Source organism: Paraburkholderia sp. (assembly GCF_035501035.1).
In the GTDB taxonomy this organism is placed as follows: domain Bacteria; phylum Pseudomonadota; class Gammaproteobacteria; order Burkholderiales; family Burkholderiaceae; genus Paraburkholderia.
On record NZ_DATJWR010000286.1, the window covers coordinates 1 to 17,026 of the forward strand.

The 17,026-nt window shown below is 67.2% G+C and carries 13 protein-coding genes; 6 read left to right on the top strand and 7 right to left on the bottom strand.

The annotated features are described in order from the left end of the window. From VMJ11_RS21070 to apbC, 4 genes are all read right to left on the bottom strand, one after another. Positions 1 to 1,014, bottom strand: a 1,014-nt coding sequence (locus tag VMJ11_RS21070) for an Orn/Lys/Arg decarboxylase N-terminal domain-containing protein (RefSeq protein ID WP_325621398.1), incomplete at its 3' end; no start/stop codon positions are given. An 80-nt stretch (positions 1,015 to 1,094) separates the two neighbouring features. Beyond that, positions 1,095 to 1,664 carry a dCTP deaminase gene (gene dcd, locus VMJ11_RS21075; protein ID WP_325621399.1) on the bottom strand — a complete coding sequence of 190 codons (570 nt, stop codon included), beginning with the start codon at positions 1,662 to 1,664 and terminating at the stop codon, positions 1,095 to 1,097. Positions 1,665 to 1,906: 242 nt separating this feature from the next. Beyond that, positions 1,907 to 2,452, bottom strand: coding sequence for a superoxide dismutase family protein (locus tag VMJ11_RS21080; RefSeq protein WP_414694438.1), 546 nt, complete (start codon positions 2,450 to 2,452; stop codon positions 1,907 to 1,909). Between the two features lie 145 nt (positions 2,453 to 2,597). Then, positions 2,598 to 3,686, bottom strand: coding sequence for an iron-sulfur cluster carrier protein ApbC (apbC, locus tag VMJ11_RS21085; RefSeq protein ID WP_325621401.1), 1,089 nt, complete (start codon positions 3,684 to 3,686; stop codon positions 2,598 to 2,600). Between the two features lie 320 nt (positions 3,687 to 4,006). On the opposite strand from apbC, the gene VMJ11_RS21090 reads away from it, so the two are divergent. Further along, on the top strand, positions 4,007 to 4,660 hold the full coding sequence (locus VMJ11_RS21090) for an OmpA family protein (protein WP_325621403.1): 654 nt from the start codon (positions 4,007 to 4,009) through the stop codon (positions 4,658 to 4,660). Here the strand turns inward: VMJ11_RS21090 and VMJ11_RS21095 are convergent. Then, positions 4,657 to 5,115 carry a hypothetical protein gene (locus tag VMJ11_RS21095; RefSeq protein WP_325621405.1) on the bottom strand — a complete coding sequence of 153 codons (459 nt, stop codon included), beginning with the start codon at positions 5,113 to 5,115 and terminating at the stop codon, positions 4,657 to 4,659. The two genes, VMJ11_RS21090 and VMJ11_RS21095, sit on opposite strands and share 4 nt — an antisense overlap. A gap of 17 nt (positions 5,116 to 5,132) precedes the next feature. On the opposite strand from VMJ11_RS21095, the gene metG reads away from it, so the two are divergent. Continuing rightward, positions 5,133 to 7,295: a methionine--tRNA ligase gene (metG, locus tag VMJ11_RS21100; RefSeq protein WP_325621407.1), complete on the top strand. Its 2,163-nt coding sequence runs from the start codon at positions 5,133 to 5,135 to the stop codon at positions 7,293 to 7,295. Between the two features lie 86 nt (positions 7,296 to 7,381). Here the strand turns inward: metG and VMJ11_RS21105 are convergent, their stop codons facing one another. Together VMJ11_RS21105 and VMJ11_RS21110 are read right to left on the bottom strand one after the other, a co-directional pair. Continuing rightward, positions 7,382 to 12,007, bottom strand: a complete 4,626-nt coding sequence (locus tag VMJ11_RS21105; RefSeq protein ID WP_325621409.1) for a translocation/assembly module TamB domain-containing protein — start codon at positions 12,005 to 12,007, stop codon at positions 7,382 to 7,384. 61 nt (positions 12,008 to 12,068) lie between these two features. Next, a complete protein-coding gene (locus VMJ11_RS21110) occupies positions 12,069 to 13,811 on the bottom strand; it encodes an autotransporter assembly complex protein TamA (protein WP_414694439.1) in 1,743 nt (580 codons plus the stop codon). A 650-nt stretch (positions 13,812 to 14,461) separates the two neighbouring features. Between VMJ11_RS21110 and VMJ11_RS21115 the strand changes: the two genes are divergently transcribed. The 4 genes from VMJ11_RS21115 to VMJ11_RS21130 form a co-directional block, all read left to right on the top strand. Beyond that, entirely contained in the window at positions 14,462 to 14,647 is a 186-nt protein-coding gene (locus VMJ11_RS21115) for a DUF3460 family protein (RefSeq protein WP_325621411.1), read from the top strand. Continuing rightward, positions 14,647 to 15,588: a ScpA family protein gene (locus tag VMJ11_RS21120; protein WP_325621413.1), complete on the top strand. Its 942-nt coding sequence runs from the start codon at positions 14,647 to 14,649 to the stop codon at positions 15,586 to 15,588. Before VMJ11_RS21115 ends, VMJ11_RS21120 begins: the two co-directional genes overlap by 1 nt. Before the next feature lie 300 nt (positions 15,589 to 15,888). Continuing rightward, on the top strand, positions 15,889 to 16,722 hold the full coding sequence (gene panC / locus VMJ11_RS21125; RefSeq protein WP_325621415.1) for a pantoate--beta-alanine ligase: 834 nt from the start codon (positions 15,889 to 15,891) through the stop codon (positions 16,720 to 16,722). Positions 16,723 to 16,837: 115 nt separating this feature from the next. Further along, positions 16,838 to 17,026: aspartate 1-decarboxylase (locus VMJ11_RS21130; RefSeq protein WP_325621417.1), on the top strand; the 189-nt coding region annotated here is incomplete at its 3' end.

The following is a 17,026-nucleotide window of genomic DNA, read 5'->3' on the forward strand; positions in this document are numbered from 1 at the left end:
GAGAATGCGCGGCTTGAGATTGGGGTTCTTCGCGAGCGCCTCGCGCGCGAACGGATTCGCCTCGATCTTCTTGCGGATGTTCTCGGGCTTGAACTCGTCGCGCGGAATCGGGCCGATGATGCCGAAGTTATTGCGCGTGGGTGTGAGGAACACCGGAATCGCGCCCGTCATCGTGATCGCGTGCAGGATCGACTTGTGGCAGTTGCGGTCCACGAGCACGATGTCGCCGGGCGCCACCGTTGCGTGCCAGACGATCTTGTTCGAGGTCGAAGTGCCGTTGGTCACGAAGAACACGTGGTCCGCGCTGAAGATGCGCGCCGCGTTGCGCTCCGAGGCCGCAACCGGACCCGTGTGGTCGAGCAGCTGGCCGAGTTCGTCCACGGCGTTGCACACATCCGCGCGCAGCATGTTCTCGCCGAAGAACTGGTGGAACATCTGGCCGAGCGGGTTCTTCAGGAACGCCACGCCCCCCGAGTGGCCCGGGCAGTGCCACGAGTACGAGCCTTCGTCGGCGTACTTGACGAGTTCCTTGAAGAACGGCGGCGAGAGCGCATCCAGATAGACCTTCGCCTCGCGGATGATGTGGCGCGCCACGAACTCCGGCGTATCCTCGAACATGTGGATGAAGCCGTGCAGCTCGCGCAGGATGTCGTTGGGCAGGTGGCGCGAGGTGCGCGTCTCGCCGTACAGGAAGATGGGGATGTCGGCGTTGCGCTTGCGCACCGCCTCCATGAACGCGCGCAGCGCAATGATGGCGGGCGCGTGCTCGGGCGCATCACCGTCGCCGTTGCCTTCCACGTAGGGCAGCAGCTCGTCGTCGTCGATCGAGAGGATGAAGCACGCGGCGCGGCTCGACTGCTGCGCGAACGACGTGAGGTCGCCGTAGCTCGTCAGCCCGAGGACTTCCGCGCCTTCTTTCTCGATGGCTTCGGCGAGTGCCCGGATGCCGGAACCCGAGATGTTCTCGGAACGAAAATCTTCGTCGATGATGACGACGGGAAAACGAAACTTCATGGGCGATTCTCCAAATGAAACGACCGCTGCATATGACGCGCAGCGGTCCCCGTATGTCGTATGTCCGGTGGTTGCGTGCGTCAGGTCTTGGGCAGGGTCACGCCGTGCTGGCCTTGATATTTGCCGCCGCGATCCGCGTAAGACACCTCGCAGACCTCGTCGCTTTCAAAGAACAGCACCTGGGCCACGCCCTCGTTCGCGTAGATTTTGGCAGGCAAAGGTGTCGTATTCGAGAATTCGAGCGTCACATAGCCTTCCCATTCCGGCTCGAACGGCGTCACGTTCACGATGATCCCGCAGCGCGCGTACGTGGACTTGCCGAGACACACGGTCAGCACGTTGCGCGGAATGCGGAAATATTCGACCGTGCGCGCGAGGGCGAACGAATTGGGCGGGATGATGCAGACGTCGCCCTTGAAGTCCACGAACGACTTTTCGTCGAAGTTCTTCGGATCGACGATCGTCGAGTTGATGTTCGTGAAGATCTTGAATTCGTCTGCGCAGCGAATGTCGTAGCCGTAGCTCGACGTGCCGTAGCTCACGATCTTGCGCCCGTCTTCGGACGTGCGGACCTGGTCGCGCACGAACGGCTCGATCATCTTGTGCTCTTCGGCCATGCGGCGGATCCACTTGTCGGACTTGATTGCCATGTTTCGCTACGTACGAGGAATAATCGGGTCGGGAAGGCATGCGGACGGACCCCAAAGGCGTGCGCCGCGTGCGAAAGGCGCCTATTTTACGCGATGTCGATCGGCGTGCCGGGAAGCGCGCGTGGAGAAGCCGGGAATCGGCGCAATCGGCGCAATCGGCGCCACCGGAGCAACCGGCCTGACCGCCGCCGCCGGCATGATCGGGCTTACCGGACTCGCCGGGCTTGCCGCGCTTACGGCGCTCACTGAGCGCGGATCACCCCGCACGCGAGCGCGGGGCCCGTTCCGCGTTGCGGGTAGGCGTAGGTGTCGATGGGATCGCGATGGACGATCACGGCGCGCTGCAACACGGAACGCACGCCGTCGAGCGAAACGTCGGGCGCGACGATGAAGCCGGTCGCCACGCCGTTGGAATCCGCATGGATGTTGCCGAGGTCGCCCTCCCCGCGGGCGCCGGGCTTCAGGCGCTCCGCGGCGGGCGCGAACACGGGACCGGCGCTCGACGCATCGGTGGCATTGCAGTCGCCTCGCTCGTGCACCTGCAGGGCGTGATCGCTGTCGGGCGGCAGGCCGGCGAGGTTGTAGCTCACCTGCACGCCGTCCGAGTGCTCGACGAACGACACGGTGCCGCGCACCTGGCTGCCAAGCGTGGGCAGCAGCTGCGCGACCGCGCGCTTGTCCTGCTGCCCCATGAAGCTCGTGCAGCCCGCGAGCAGCACGCAGCCGGCGAGGGCCATCACCCATACAACGTGCGCATTCCCCGCTTGCCTGCCGTGTCCTTTATCCATGCGATCCTCTTGCCGGCTGGCGAGCGCCCCTTGCGTCCGCCTCACCGGGCCCGATGAAGCTCACATGATACCCCGCACGTGGCGCGCCGCGTGCCTATCTGTCCCCATACGAGAGAACCGCGCCGCAGCAGACGTGCCGCCGTGCTCAGGTGTTCTGCACGACGATGGTCGGGAACTTCGAGCTCATGTCGCGGGCGCGCTCGGCGATCTGGATCGCCACGCGCCGTGCGATCGCACGATAGATCGCCGCCACCGGCCCCTGCGGCGCGGCCGCCACGGTGGGGTTGCCGGAGTCGGCCTGCTCGCGGATGGCGATGTCGAGCGGCAGGCTGCCGAGCACCTCCACGCCGTACTCCTTCGCCATGCGCTCGCCGCCGCCCGCGCCGAAAACGTGCTCGGCGTGGCCGCAGTGGGAGCAGATGTGCACTGCCATGTTCTCGACGATGCCGAGAATCGGAATGCCCACCTTCTCGAACATCTTGAGGCCCTTCTTCGCGTCGAGCAGCGCGATGTCCTGCGGGGTCGTGACGATCACGGCGCCCGTGACGGGCACGCGCTGCGAGAGCGTGAGCTGGATGTCGCCGGTGCCCGGCGGCATGTCGACCACGAGATAGTCGAGCTCGCGCCAGTTCGTCTGGCGCAAGAGCTGCTCGAGCGCGGACGTGGCCATCGGGCCGCGCCAGACCATCGGGTTGTCCTGCTCGATCAGAAAACCGATCGAGTTGGCCTGCACGCCGTGGCCTTCGAGCGGATTCATCGACTGGCCGTCGGGCGATTCGGGACGGCCGTGAATGCCGAGCATCATCGGCAGCGAGGGGCCGTAGATGTCCGCGTCGAGCACGCCGACCGAGGCGCCTTCCGCCGCGAGCGCGAGCGCGAGGTTCACGGCGGTCGTGCTCTTGCCGACGCCGCCCTTGCCCGAGGCGACGGCGACGATGTTCTTCACGTTGGGCAGCAGTTTCACGCCACGCTGGACCGTATGCGCGGCAATCTCGCTCCTCACCGCAACGCGGCACGTCTTCACGCCCGGCACGGCGGCGAGCGCCGCCTCGACCTGCGCGCGCACCGTATCGAACTGGCTCTTCGCCGGGTAGCCGAGCACCACCTCGACGCCGACCGTATCGCCTTCGATGGTGACGTTGCGCACGCCCTTGGCCACCGCGTAGGGGTGACCCGTGTTCGGATCCGTCAAGGCCGCGAGCGCGGCATCGACCAAAGCCCGATCTATGCTCATTGAAACTCCGTGGAAGATCCGTGGGGAATCCCGGTTCGCGTGGGCAGGCCGAATGGTCGCGCAGGCGCCGGAAAACGAAAGAAATTGTTAAGCTGCATTGCGTGAAATCAGGCGGCAGGGCACGCTTCGCGGCAGCGGCGTTTCGGGTGCCGGCCAGATGCGCTCAAAACCGCCCTCCGGTAGCGATCGCCCTGGTGGCGCAAAACCCTCAAGCCGTCATTGTAGTAGCTGCCGCGACGCGCCGTTCGAAGACCCTGTCCGTAGTCGGGGCCCGCGAAGGTCACCGGCAGCGTCCGTTCCACTCAAGAGAGGAAAAGCAAATGAGCACAAGAATCCTGACCCGTCTGTCCGTCTTCGCGATCGCCGGCGCGCTCGTCGCCGGCTGCGCGACCCAGCAGGGCACCAACACGGCCCTCGGCACGGGCGTCGGTGCGGGCACCGGCGCAGCGATCGGCGCCATCTTCGGCGGCGGCAAGGGCGCGGCAATCGGCGCCGGCGCGGGCGCGCTGGTGGGCGGCGTGGTCGGCTACAACTGGACGAACATCCACAACCGGCTCTCGGGCGCGACCAAGGGCACCGGCACGCAGATCACCGAGCAGCCGGACGGCTCGCTCAAGCTCAACATCCCGAGCAACGTGACCTTCGACACCAGCAGCTACGCGATCAAGCCGTCGTTCGCACCGGTGCTCGACGAGGTGGCGCAAACGCTACAGCAGAACCCGGAAGTCGTCGCGCAAGTCGTAGGCCATACGGATAACACGGGCTCGGCGGCCTACAACCAGACGCTGTCGGTCAACCGCGCGCAAAGCGTCGTGACCTACCTCGCCTCGCGAGGCATCCCGATGCAGCGCCTCTCGGCCGACGGCCGCGGCGACACGCAGCCGATCGCCGACAACAGCACCGAGGCGGGCCGCGCCGCGAACCGCCGCGTGGAAATCTACCTGCGCGCGACTTCGCAGCACCAGGGCGGCTAAGCCTGCCCGGCGCGAACACCGAAGAAAAGCGCCGAAGAAAACAGCGACACAACGAACGGGACGGCAGCGACGCCGTCCCGTTTGCGTTTCGCGCGCCGAAAATGCTCCCGGAGATCCGCCCACGGCCTGCCGCGAAGCCCGGTCCAGACAGCCAGCGAGGCGACCGGCAAAGCAGCCAGGCGCGGCCGATGAAGCAATTCAAAAAATTTTCGAACTCTCCGGCGAACTCTCCGGAAATTGCGCTGTCTGTTATTACGGTACGTGTGCGGCAGCGCCGCCGCGTCACCATTCTCCTCTTGTCGTTGTTGCTCCGGGGCCATCCTGCCCCGGTTTTTTTTGCCCGGCGCTTTTGCATGCGTTCCCGCCCGAACCGGGCCTCGCACGAGCCGCATCGCTCCCCAGCCGAACGCGTCGTGCGCCCGCCCTGCTAAAATCGCCCTTTCCCCCTGCAACATCGGACTTCTCCTCATTTATGTCTGCACCCGCCACCGACCTCGTAGCAGCCGGCGCGCACGCCAATTCAGGCGGCCGCCGTCAGATTCTCGTCACGTCTGCCCTGCCCTATGCCAACGGGCAGATCCACATCGGCCATCTGGTCGAGTACATCCAGACGGACATCTGGGTTCGCACGCTGCGAATGCACGGCCACGAGGTCTACTACGTCGGTGCAGACGACACGCACGGCACGCCCGTCATGCTGCGCGCGGAGAAGGAAGGCCTCACGCCACAGCAGTTGATCGCGCGCGTGTGGCAGGAGCACAAGCGCGACTTCGACAGCTTCGGCGTCTCGTTCGATAACTACTACTCGACCGATTCCGAAGAGAACCGCGTGCTGTCCGAGTCGGTTTATCTGGCGCTCAAGGAAGCAGGGCTCATCGAGACGCGCGACATCGAGCAGGCCTACGACCCGGTCAAGAACATGTTCCTGCCGGACCGCTTCATCAAGGGCGAGTGCCCGAAGTGCGGCGCGAAGGACCAGTACGGCGACAGCTGCGAAGTGTGCGGCTCGACCTACGCCCCCACGGACCTGAAGAACCCGTACTCGGTGGTCTCGGGCGCGACGCCCATTCGCAAGACCTCGACGCACTACTTCTTCCGCCTCTCCGACCCGCGCTGCGAAGACTTCCTGCGCGGCTGGGTGAGCGGCCTCGCGCAGCCCGAGGCGACCAACAAGATGCGCGAATGGCTCGGCGACTCGGGCGAATCGAAACTCGCCGACTGGGACATCTCGCGCGACGCGCCGTACTTCGGTTTCGAGATTCCGGGCGCGCCGGGCAAGTACTTCTACGTGTGGCTCGATGCGCCGGTGGGTTACTACGCGAGCTTCAAGAACCTCTGCGAGCAGCGCGGCATCGACTTCGAAGCGTGGGTGAAGCACGGCTCGAAGACCGAGCAGTACCACTTCATCGGCAAGGACATCCTGTATTTCCACACGCTGTTCTGGCCGGCCATGCTGCAGTTCTCGGGCCACCGCACGCCGACCAACGTGTTCGCGCACGGCTTTCTCACCGTGGACGGCGCGAAGATGTCGAAGTCGCGCGGCACGTTCATCACGGCGGAAAGCTACGTGACGACGGGCCTGAACCCCGAGTGGCTGCGCTACTACTTCGCCGCGAAGCTCAACGGCACGATGGAAGACCTCGACCTGAACCTCGAGGACTTCCAGGCGCGCGTGAATAGCGACCTCGTCGGCAAGTACATCAACATCGCGAGCCGCGCGGCGGGCTTCCTGATCAAGCGCTTCGACGGCCGCGTGCAGGACAGCGCGATGCATCATCCGCTGCTCGAACAGCTGCGCGCCGCCATCCCGCAAATCGCCGCGCACTACGAGGCGCGCGAGTACAGCCGCGCGCTGCGCCAGACGATGGAGCTCGCCGACGCCGTGAACGGCTATGTCGACACGGCCAAGCCGTGGGAGCAGGCCAAGGACCCGGCCAACGCGGCCGCCCTGCATGAAACCTGCAGCGTGAGCCTCGAAGCGTTCCGCCTGCTCTCGCTCGCGTTGAAGCCGGTGCTGCCCACGCTCGCCGCGGGCGTCGAGCAGTTCCTCGCGATCGAGCCGCTCACGTGGGCCGACGCGGGCAACGCGCTTTCGTCGCAGCAGCCGATCAACGCGTACAAGCACCTGATGACGCGCGTCGATCCGAAGCAGATCGAAGCCTTGCTGGCCGCAAACCGCGACTCGCTGCAAGCCGCCGACGCCCCCGCAGCGGCCGCCGCCGATGCGAGCAAGAAGTCGAAGGCCGCGAAGGACGCAAAGAAGGATGCAAAGCCGGCCGAGCCGGAAACGCAGGAGGTGATCTCCATCGACGACTTCGCGAAGATCGACCTGCGCGTGGCGCTGATCGTCGACTGCAACGTGGTCGAGGGCTCGGACAAGCTCTTGCAGCTCACGCTCGACGTGGGCGAAGGCCGCACGCGCAACGTGTTCTCGGGCATCCGCTCCGCGTACAAGCCGGAGGACCTCAAGGGCAAGCTCACCGTGATGGTCGCGAACCTCGCGCCGCGCAAGATGAAGTTCGGCATGTCCGAAGGCATGGTGCTCGCGGCCTCCGCCGCCGACGAAAAGGCGGAGCCGGGCCTCTATATTCTCGAACCGCACAGCGGCGCGAAGCCCGGCATGCGCGTCCGGTAAGCGGCAAGCGCGTAAGAGCACAAAATGCACACTTTCGGGTGTGCTTTTTTTTGCGCCGCGCGTGAGCGCAGCGCACTACCACCGCACTACCACCTGATGCGATCGAAGCGCCTCGTGTAGAGAATATCGGCGCCGTAGAACGTGCCGCCATACACCACCAGCGACCAGAAACGCGAAAGATTGATCGTGGCCTTCACCGCGTTCGACGCCGACTGCAAACCCTGCTCGTAGCCGATCACGAGCCGCTGGTTGATGACCTTCGCGATCATCACGACCTCGGGGTCGGTCAGGCCCACCTCGCTGCGCCCAATCGAGAATTCATCGAGGCCGATGCTCTGCGCGATGCGCTTGCCCTGCGCGCTGCCGAGCAGCGCGAGCGCGGTCGTCATCGCATTCTGCTGGCCGAGGTTGTTGCCCTGGTCGGTGCCGTGGCCGAACAGCAGCCAGGAGAGCTTTTCGTTGTCGGGCACGCTCGGCTCGGAAACCAGCCTGACCACCGGCGCCTGGACCGTGCCCGTGACCTGCACGCCCGCCTCGACCTGCTGGTTGCGGCGCATGGCGAGAATGTTGATGCCCGGATTGCCGACCGGCCCGTTGAACGTGAAGAAGCCGTTCTCGATGTTCAGCTTCGTGCCGAATGCCGTGTACGTGGAGCCTTCGGTCACGCGCACGTTGCCGACCGCGCGCAGCGGGACCTCCGGCGTGCTGTTCACCGAGATCTTGCCCGCGAGACCGAGGTCCGCGCCCTGCCCGCGGAAGCGGAAGTCGTTGCCGAGATCGATGTCGATGTTCGCGCGCGGGGCAAAGCGCGGCGCGGGCTTGGTCGAAGCCGTTTCCTCGATCGGCGGCCTGCCGCCGATCGTGCTGCCGTCGGGCCGCACGATGACGACATCGTCGCCGAGCGAGGGCGCCGGCGACGTCGGCATGTCGAAGAGCGCGTGATCGACCTTGAACTTGCCGTCGATCTGCATGCCGCCCAGGTGCCCGCCGTTGGCGATGCTCGCGCTGCCCGAGAGCGAAAGGCGCCGGTCTGGCGAGGCGAAGAGTTCGAGCTTGTCGGCGACGATGCTCGCGGTGAGGTCGGGCTCGGCGTTGTCCAGCCGCACCCGGCCCGTCGCGCGCAGCGTGCCGCTCGTCGCGCCGTGGAACTCCACCTGCTGGAAGTCGACGAGGTTCTGCGAGAGCGCAATGCGGATCACCCCGTCCTTCAGCTCCACGCCCTGATCGACCATGGTGGCCGAGAGGCCGTCGCCCGTGAGCGAACCGGTGAGATTCGGCTTCGCGATCGTGCCGCCTAGCGCGAGTTGCAGCGCGAGATGACCGTCGAGCAGATAGCTCGGGCCGAGCAGCGCGCCCGTGGTCCTGAGCGAGGGCACGTTCGCCTTGATCGTGCCGCCGAGCGGCGCCTCCTGCGCGACGGTGAGCGTGCCGTCGCGCGGCACGAGCGTCGTAAAGGCTTCGATATCGAGCGCGCCCACGCGGCTTGCCAGCGCATGCGCCGTGAGCGTGAGGCGGTTGCCGCCGCTGAACGCCGCGCGCGCGTTGAGATCGGTGATGCCGTACGAGGCGAAGCCGCGGCCAATCGCGCTCGTCAGGTCGCCCGAGCGGCGCTTGATCTGCACGTAGCCGCTCGCGCTCTGGCCGACCGAAAAGTCCCAGTCGCCGTCAAAGATCAGGTCGGTTCTGAGCGTGGAAGGCTGGCCCGTGATCTGCTGCTGCAGTTGCAGGATGCGCGCGAGCGAGACGTTCGTGAGCGTGCCCGCCGAGCGGATGCGGCCATGATCGAGGTCGAAGGACTTCAGCTCGAGCGTGGCGCCCTCGCTCACGAGTCGCGTCGCGCCGAGCGTGACCTTGCCCGCGCCCGCACTCACCGTGAGCGGCGTTTCGAGCTTCACGCCCGGCACGCCGCGGTTCTCGAGCTGCGTCACCGTGCCATCCCAGCGCGTGCCCTCGCGCGTGTCCGAGAGCTTGCCGTTCGCCGCCACCGCGAAGTCGATCGCCTGGCCCTGCACCTTGCCCTTCGCGTTCGCGGTAAGCGTGTGCTTCGCGCGCGTGCCGGCAAGGCGCGCACTCAGCGTCGTGATGTCGACGCCCGCCATGGCGATGTCGCTGGCTTCGGTGCTGAACGCGAGTGCGCCGTTCGCACCGTCGCGGGCGAGGGCCTGGCCCTCGGCGTGCCCGATGCGGTTGTCGCCGAACACGACGTGGTCGGCCTTGTAGTCGAACGCGACATCGGGATGGGCGAACGTGCCGGTCAGGTCGCCGTTCGCGGCGAGCTGGCCCGCGACGCCAAAGCCGAGCCGGTCGAGCTGCGGCGCATCGACGCGAAAGCGCAGCCGGTCGCCCGGTGCGCCGAAGCTGCCCTGCAGATCGACCGTATTGCCCGCGACCGAAAGATTCGCGCGGCTCGGCAGGATGCGCGAGCCTGCCAGCTGGATGAGGCCTTCTCCCGTGAGCGGCAGGTCGTCATAGACACTCGGGCCGAGCCTGAATTCCGCCCTCGTCCTGAAGGTGGGCGCGAGCGCGCCGCTCGCGTTGAGCGTGCCGTTCACACGCGCTTCGATGCGGCGCGCGGGCGGGCGCGCCGCTGCTGCTGGTCCCGCTCCCGTTCCGGCTGCCGCACCCCGTTTGGGCTGGGGCGCCGCGCCCTGCGCGGTCTGCCGCGCGTTCTCCACGCGCTCTTGCGCGGCGGCCTGACCGCTCGACTGCGCGGGATTGAGCGACGGATTGAGCGCCGGGTTCAGCGCGAGATTGCGTTGCGGGTTCAGCGCGTCGCCGGCCGTCGCGGGCTCGGTCGCGGCGCGCGCGGGCGCCGCAGCGGTTCTCGACGGCGCGCGCGCGGACGCCGCTTTCGCGCTCGTGCGCGCGGGCGTTTGCGCCGTCAGCGAAAGCGGATCGAAATCGGTGAGCACCGCCTTCAGCTGGTACGTGGAGCTGGCATCGTGCTTGAGCGCGCCCGAAAGGTCGATACGCCCTGCCCCCGAGGTCACGCGCATGTCGTTGAACGACAGGCGCGCGGGATCCTGCGTCACTTTGCCCTGCACACGCAGCGCCGCCCTCGGATCGGCGAGATCGAGCGTGACACTCTGCACGTCGCCGGCGAGCCGCACGCCGATCGGCCCCGCGAACTGCGTCGCGCGCACGCTCGACTCGATCGCGTTGAGGTCGAGCCCGGCCACCCTCAGGTCGAAGCGCCCGTCGCGCCCGCTGATCGTGCCGCCGCCGGTCACCGTCGCGTTCTTGACGAGCCGCACGGCGAGCTTCGGAATGCGCTGCGTTTTCGCGTCGAGCACGACGTCCGCCTGGGCGTCGATGAGCGGCAGCAGCTTCTCGTCGATCGCACCCGGCTTCGCGTTCACGATCGAGACGGTGCCCGCAACCGTGAAGCCCGCCGCGCTGCTTGGCGCGCCAGTCGGCGCTGCCTTCGCCGCTCTCGTGGCCGATCCTGCGGAGGCGAGCGCCGCGCCGGACGCCACCGCGCCAGGCCTCGCCGCGCTTGCCGCCGCGGAAGCCTTTGCCGGAACCGACGCCGTCATCGCGGCCGATACAGCGGATACGGCAGATGCAACAGATGGAGCGGATACCGCCGAAGCGCCCGAAGCCGAAGCCGCCAGCGCCGCCGGCACGCCTGCCGCCCCGCCCGGCACCGGCTGCAACTGCGCGCGCACGGCGAGATCGGCGAACGGCGCACCCGGCGCGAACGCCTGCGGATTGACGTGATCGAAGGCGAGCGTCGCGCGCTGCAGGGGCACGGGGTCGAACGGCGTGGCCTCCACGTGCGCGCGTCCGGTGAGCTTCATGCCGCTCGCCTCGATCTCCGCCGTGAGCGCCTCGAGCGAGCCGGCGAGGCTCGCATTGACCTGCACGTCCTCGCCGTTGACCTTGCCCGAATAGCCGAGCGCGCCCGAAAGCGGGAACGGCCGCGCGCCGTCGAGCCTCGCGCGCGCGCTCACGGCGCCAAAAGGCGTGTCGAGGCGCTCGACGGCAGCCTCGTGATGCCGGCCGTCGCTGCGGCCGTGGAACATCAGCCGCGAGTATTCGGTGGTCGATGCGCCTTCGTGCAGCGTGAGCCTGTCGACCTGCAGGTCGCGGATTTCGAGCCCGAGCGGCAATTGCAGGTTCCCGGGCAGCTTCATCGGCGAAGAAGGCTCATTGGACGGGACGATGCGCAGATCGACATCACCGACGTGCAGATAGTCCACCACGAAGCACCACGGCGCCTGGCCGAAGCCCTGCAGCGCCCATTGCCCGCCGATGCGGTCCACCTTGAGCGTGGTGCCGTCCGCGCCTCGCCAGCTCAGACCGGAAAAGCGCACGCCGGTCGCGAGCGTGCCGCCTTCGAGCTTGCCCGCGAGCTTGCCGTCGAGCAGCTTCACGGCCACGCGCCAGGCGTAGGCCGTGCCGCGCTCGGTGGTCAGCACGCCGTACAGCGTGCCGGCAACGAGCCCGACGAGCAGCACCGGCACGACGATCGCCCAGGCAAGCGCCTTCCAGAGCCGGCGCGGACGGCGCGGTGGCGGCGTGGCCGCGCCGCTATCGCCATTACCATCGCCGCTATTGCCATCGCCATCGCCGCCACCGCCGCCCGAGCCGCCCAAGCCGCCCGGTACACGGCCCGCGTCATCGTCTGGCCGACCGCGCGCCTGGCCCGGCGGCACCGCGAACGCGGCAGCCAGCCACGGCAGCGCGACAAGACGCCACCGCGCGCTCATGCGGCCACCCCGCCGTGCGGCGCCGGTGCGAAAGCGAAGGAAAGCAGCGAGCGCGTCGTCATCAGAAGGCGATCCCGAGTGTCAGGTAAGGCCGCACGCTGTGAGTGCGAAAGCCATAGGCGAGATCGAGGTTGACCGGCCCGACGGGGCTGCGCCAGCGCGCGCCGATGCCCGCGCCGGGATCGAACTCCTTCTCGCCCCAGGTATCGGTCGCGGTGCCGACGTCGAAGAACGCCGCGCCGCCCCAGTCGTGGCTGAACCAGTGCTGGTACTCGGCTGAGCTGGTGACGAGATACTTGGTCGGCAGGATCGAGCCGGCCACGTCGTTGCCGATGCTCTGGAAAGAGTAGCCGCGCACCGAGTTCGAACCGCCCGCGCGGAACAGCAGCGAAGCGGGGATGCCGCTCGAAGACCCGCTCGTGAACACGCCGCCCAGCTCGGCGCGAAACAGCATGAGGTCGCTGCGGCCGATCGGCAGATATTGCTGGCCGCGCATGTATCCACGCACGAAGCTCTGTTCGGTGCCCACGTTCTTGAGCGCGAAGCCCGCCTCCACGCGAATGATGTTGCCCGAACGCGGAAAGAGCGGGTCGTCGACGTCGCGGCGCGTCCACGCCCAGGACGGCACGAGCGCGTAGGCCCGCGTGGACGGCCCCACGTTCTGCGTGAGCCGATCGTCGTAGAAGGTCAGCGCATACGCGTAGTCGATGTTCTGCGAGGTCCGCGTGCGCTGCACGCCCACGCGCGCGCTATAGATGTTCGTGTCCGACACGTCGGTGGTCGTATAGGAGGCGAGCACGCTGTTGGTCCAGGCGCGCGGTCCCGGGGGCATCGAAAGCTGGACCTGGCCGAACTTCTGGATCTGGTCGATCCGCCCCTGCACCTGGAACGGCCACGCCGCCCCGAACGTGTTCAGATACGTGTAGGAGCCCTGGACATGCGGGCCGGTGTCGGTCGAATAGCCCACGCCGCCGCGAAAGTTGTTGTACGGGAACTCGCTCACCTTCACGCGCACCGGCGTTTCGAGCGGCTGTTGCGTGTTGGCGTCGACGTCGATCGCCACGCTCGCGTAATACGGCGTGTTCTGCACCTGGCGCTGCAGTTCGGCCACGCGCTTGAGGTCGTAGATTTCGCCCGGCGAGAGCGGATTGACGTTGTCGATGATGTAGCCCGGATAACGCTGCGGGCCCGAGACGTCGAGCTTGCCCAGCGTGAAGGTCGGCCCGCTGTCGTAGGTCACGGAAAGCTGCGCGTCGTGCCTGAGCGGATCGACGCGCGCCTCGGAATGCGTGATCTTGCCGCCCAGATAGCGGCGCGCCTGCAGCGCCTTGAGCGATGCGTACTTGGCGTCGTCCCAGCCCGACTGCGTGAAGGCGTCGCCTTCGTGCAGCGAGAACGCGAAACGCGCGGCGTTTTCCTGCTTGGGGTCCTCGGTGAGCACCGGCCCCCGAAACGTGAGATTCACCGATGAAATCGTCGTGCGCGGCCCCGCATCGACGCTCACACGCACGTGGCGCCTGCCGTTGATGGTGCGTACGTCGGTGCGCACGACCGGCGTGAAATAACCTTCGGTCGAAGCGAGATCGCGCACCTGCTGCGGCGTCGCAGTCACGAGGAACTCGAACTGGTCCTCGTTCACGTCGGCGCGCGTGGCGAAGCGCGCAATGTCGAGGTGCGTCTGCAGCAGACTGCGCAGTTCGCGCGGGGCGGCGTCGATATCGACGTCGTAGTAGGTGCGCGCACGCATCCAGGGCAGCAGGCTCGCAAGGTCGGCGTGAGCGGGCGGCGCGGCGGTGAGGCACACGAGGAGGCTCGCAACGAGCCGCGCGGCGAAACGGAAAGCGGCGCGAACTTTTTCGGAGTGCCTTTTTGCGGAGTGCCCCTCGGTGGAGCGCCCTTTTGCGGAGTGCCCTTCGGCAGCGTGCCCTTCGGTAGAGCGCCGTTCGGCGGAGTGCCCATTCGCGGCGGGCCCTTCGGCAGCGTGCCCTTCGGTGCAGCGCCGTTCGGCAAAACAACCGTCAGTGGCGCCTCCTCCGGCGCCATGCTCCGTGGCGGCGGCGTGGCTCGGCCGCGCCACCCGCGAGGGAAGCCGTCGTGCGCACAATGCTTCGATCACCCATCCCGCCAAACAAGACCTCCGGCCGTCCTGGAACTGGTCGCCGAGCCGCTCGCGCACAGGGCACGGAACGCGGCGTCGGGCACAAACGCGTTATTTCACCACATCAGCGGATTAAAACCCCAAGAGGAGGCACAAAGCGCTCCATAACGCGCACGACCGCGACGGCAAAAACTGGCACGACCGACGGCCAGACCATGAAGGACGCGAGGGGAGCGGCCCCTCGGTGCAGCGCCCGCGCCGATGTTCCGCGACGGTCGCTTGCGGTAAAATTGCCGCCGACAGACTTAGCGGCGCGGCGCAATCAGGCGCCCCGCCTTACCGGACGGACGTCAGCCATGTATCAGTCGGACATCACGCAGTTCCTGAACCAGCTCAAGCAGCAAAAGCCGCAGCTCGAAGAGCAGCAGCGCAAGGGCCGCGCGCTCCTGTGGGACAAGCAGCCGATCGATCTCGAAGAGCGCGAGCGCCAGCAGGCGTCGCGCGTGAAGCAAACGTCTTACGTCTACTACCAGAACTTCTGATGGCCGAGGCCGACGGCGCCGGCGTGCCGCCACCGGGCGCGCCGGGCGCAGCAGGCGAACACGCGGCGGCTCCCTCACCTGCCGCGGCACACGTCGCCGGGCAAGCGCCCGGCGAAGCGCTGACCACGCCCGCCACCGACTCGACGCCCAACACCATTGACGGCGTCGCGTTCGCACGCCTTTATGGCGAGCCGCTCTTCAAGCTCCCGCAGGACCTCTACATCCCGCCGGACGCGCTCGAAGTCTTCCTCGAGACCTTCGAAGGCCCGCTCGATCTGCTGCTCTACCTGATCCGCAAGCAGAATTTCAACGTGCTCGACATCCCGATGGCGGATGTCACCACGCAGTACCTCGGCTACGTCGAGCAACTGCGCAAGACCAACCTCGAACTCGCCGCCGAATATCTGCTGATGGCCGCCATGCTCATCGAGATCAAGTCGCGCATGCTGCTGCCGGTCAGGAAAGCCGACACCGGCGAGGAAGCCGAAGACCCGCGCGCCGAACTCGTGCGGCGCCTGCTCGAGTACGAGCAGATGAAGCTCGCCGCCCAGCGCCTCGACCAGTTGCCGCAGCTCGGCCGCGACTTCCTGCGCGCCGAGGTCTATATCGAGCAGAGCATCACGCCGCGCTTTCCCGACGTGGACAGCGTCGACCTGCGCGCCGCGTGGGCCGACGTCATCAAGCGCGCGAGGCTCGTCCAGCATCACAAGATCTCGCGCGAAGAGCTTTCGGTGCGCGAGCACATGAGCATCATCCTGCGCCGGCTCCAGGGCGAGCGCTTCATGGAGTTCTCCGAGCTTTTCGACACCACGCGCGGCGTGCCCGTCGTGGTCGTGAACTTCATCGCCATGCTGGAGCTTTCGCGCGAATCGCTCATCGAGATCACCCAGGCCGAGCCGTTCGCGCCGATCTACGTGCGGCTCGCGTATCTGCCGACGTAAGCCGCTCCCGGCCGCACCGCACGGCGTCGGCCATAAAAAGTGCCGCATCATTCGAAACTGCCGCCCGGCCCGCACAGCGGAACGCCAGGACAACCCCTCATCTGGAGCGGGTGCGCCGAGCTCACAAATCCACTACAATCGCCCGCGCCTGCCCGGTCTCGTCCCACATACGGGGCATACGAGAACTGACGCGCGAGCTTGCGCGCACCGGGCGCGCGACGTCCGCTCACCGCCCGTCGGCCGGGCCCTGCGGCCGTGCAACCCAAGTCTTGCTCCGCGCGAGGCGTACAGCATCCGATCATGAAAGTCATCAGCTCGATTCAGGAATTGCGCGACCAGCTGCGCGGACAAAACCGCACCGCGTTCGTGCCGACCATGGGCAACCTGCACGAAGGCCATCTCTCGTTGATGCGTCTGGCGCGCCAGCACGGCGACCCGGTCGTGGCGAGCATCTTCGTCAACCGCCTGCAGTTCGGTCCGAACGAGGACTTCGACAAGTATCCGCGCACGCTCCAGGACGACATCGAGAAGCTGCAGAAGGAAAACGTCTACGTGCTGTTCGCGCCGACCGAGCGGGACATGTATCCGCAGCCGCAGGAATACCGCGTGCGTCCGCCGCACGACCTGGGCGACATCCTGGAGGGGGAATTCCGCCCCGGCTTCTTCGAGGGCGTGTGCACCGTCGTCATGAAACTGATGTCGTGCGTGCAGCCGCGCGTGGCCGTGTTCGGCAAGAAGGACTACCAGCAGCTCATGATCGTGCGCGCGATGTGCCAGCAGTTCGCGCTGCCGACCGAGGTGATCGCCGCCGAAACCGTGCGCGACCCCGACGGCCTCGCGCTCAGCTCGCGCAACCGCTACCTCACTGAGGCCGAGCGCGCCGAGGCGCCGCAACTGGCGGGCGTGCTGCGCGCGATCCGCGAGTCGGTGCTCTCGGGCCGCCGCGACTTCCAGCAGCTCGAACTCGACGCCATGGCGACGCTCGCCGCACGCGGCTGGAAGCCCGACTACATCGCGATCCGCAAGCGTGCGAACCTGCTGCCGCCCGTCCCGGGTGAAGCAGACGCGCCGCTCGTCGTGCTCGCTGCCGCGAAGCTCGGCGCCACGCGCCTCATCGACAACCTCGAGATCTGACGCGCGGGACGGCCACGCCGTCCCGATTTCACCTATTTCGCCCTTTCACCCGATTCCCGCTTTTCGCGCCTGACCCGCCGCGGGCCACACGCCCGCGCGCCCGAGGAGACATACCATGCAACGCCATATGCTCAAGTCGAAGATCCACCGCGTCGCGGTCACTCACTGCGAGCTGCACTACGAAGGCTCGTGCGCCATCGACGAGAACCTGCTCGAAGCCGCAAACATCGTCGAGAACGAGCGCATCGACATCTGGAACATCAACAATGGCGAGCGCTTCACGACCTACGCGATCAAGGGCGAG

Excerpts from the sequence above, each read along its gene's own strand:
- dcd (WP_325621399.1), bottom strand. The coding sequence starts at position 1,664 with ATGGCAATCAAGTCCGACAAGTGGATCCGCCGCATGGCCGAAGAGCAC.
- VMJ11_RS21080 (WP_414694438.1), bottom strand. The coding sequence starts at position 2,452 with ATGGATAAAGGACACGGCAGGCAAGCGGGGAATGCGCACGTTGTATGG.
- apbC (WP_325621401.1), bottom strand. The coding sequence starts at position 3,686 with ATGAGCATAGATCGGGCTTTGGTCGATGCCGCGCTCGCGGCCTTGACG.
- VMJ11_RS21090 (WP_325621403.1), top strand. The coding sequence starts at position 4,007 with ATGAGCACAAGAATCCTGACCCGTCTGTCCGTCTTCGCGATCGCCGGC.
- VMJ11_RS21095 (WP_325621405.1), bottom strand. The coding sequence starts at position 5,115 with ATGTTGCAGGGGGAAAGGGCGATTTTAGCAGGGCGGGCGCACGACGCG.
- metG (WP_325621407.1), top strand. The coding sequence starts at position 5,133 with ATGTCTGCACCCGCCACCGACCTCGTAGCAGCCGGCGCGCACGCCAAT.
- VMJ11_RS21105 (WP_325621409.1), bottom strand. The coding sequence starts at position 12,007 with ATGAGCGCGCGGTGGCGTCTTGTCGCGCTGCCGTGGCTGGCTGCCGCG.
- VMJ11_RS21115 (WP_325621411.1), top strand. The coding sequence starts at position 14,462 with ATGTATCAGTCGGACATCACGCAGTTCCTGAACCAGCTCAAGCAGCAA.
- VMJ11_RS21120 (WP_325621413.1), top strand. The coding sequence starts at position 14,647 with ATGGCCGAGGCCGACGGCGCCGGCGTGCCGCCACCGGGCGCGCCGGGC.
- panC (WP_325621415.1), top strand. The coding sequence starts at position 15,889 with ATGAAAGTCATCAGCTCGATTCAGGAATTGCGCGACCAGCTGCGCGGA.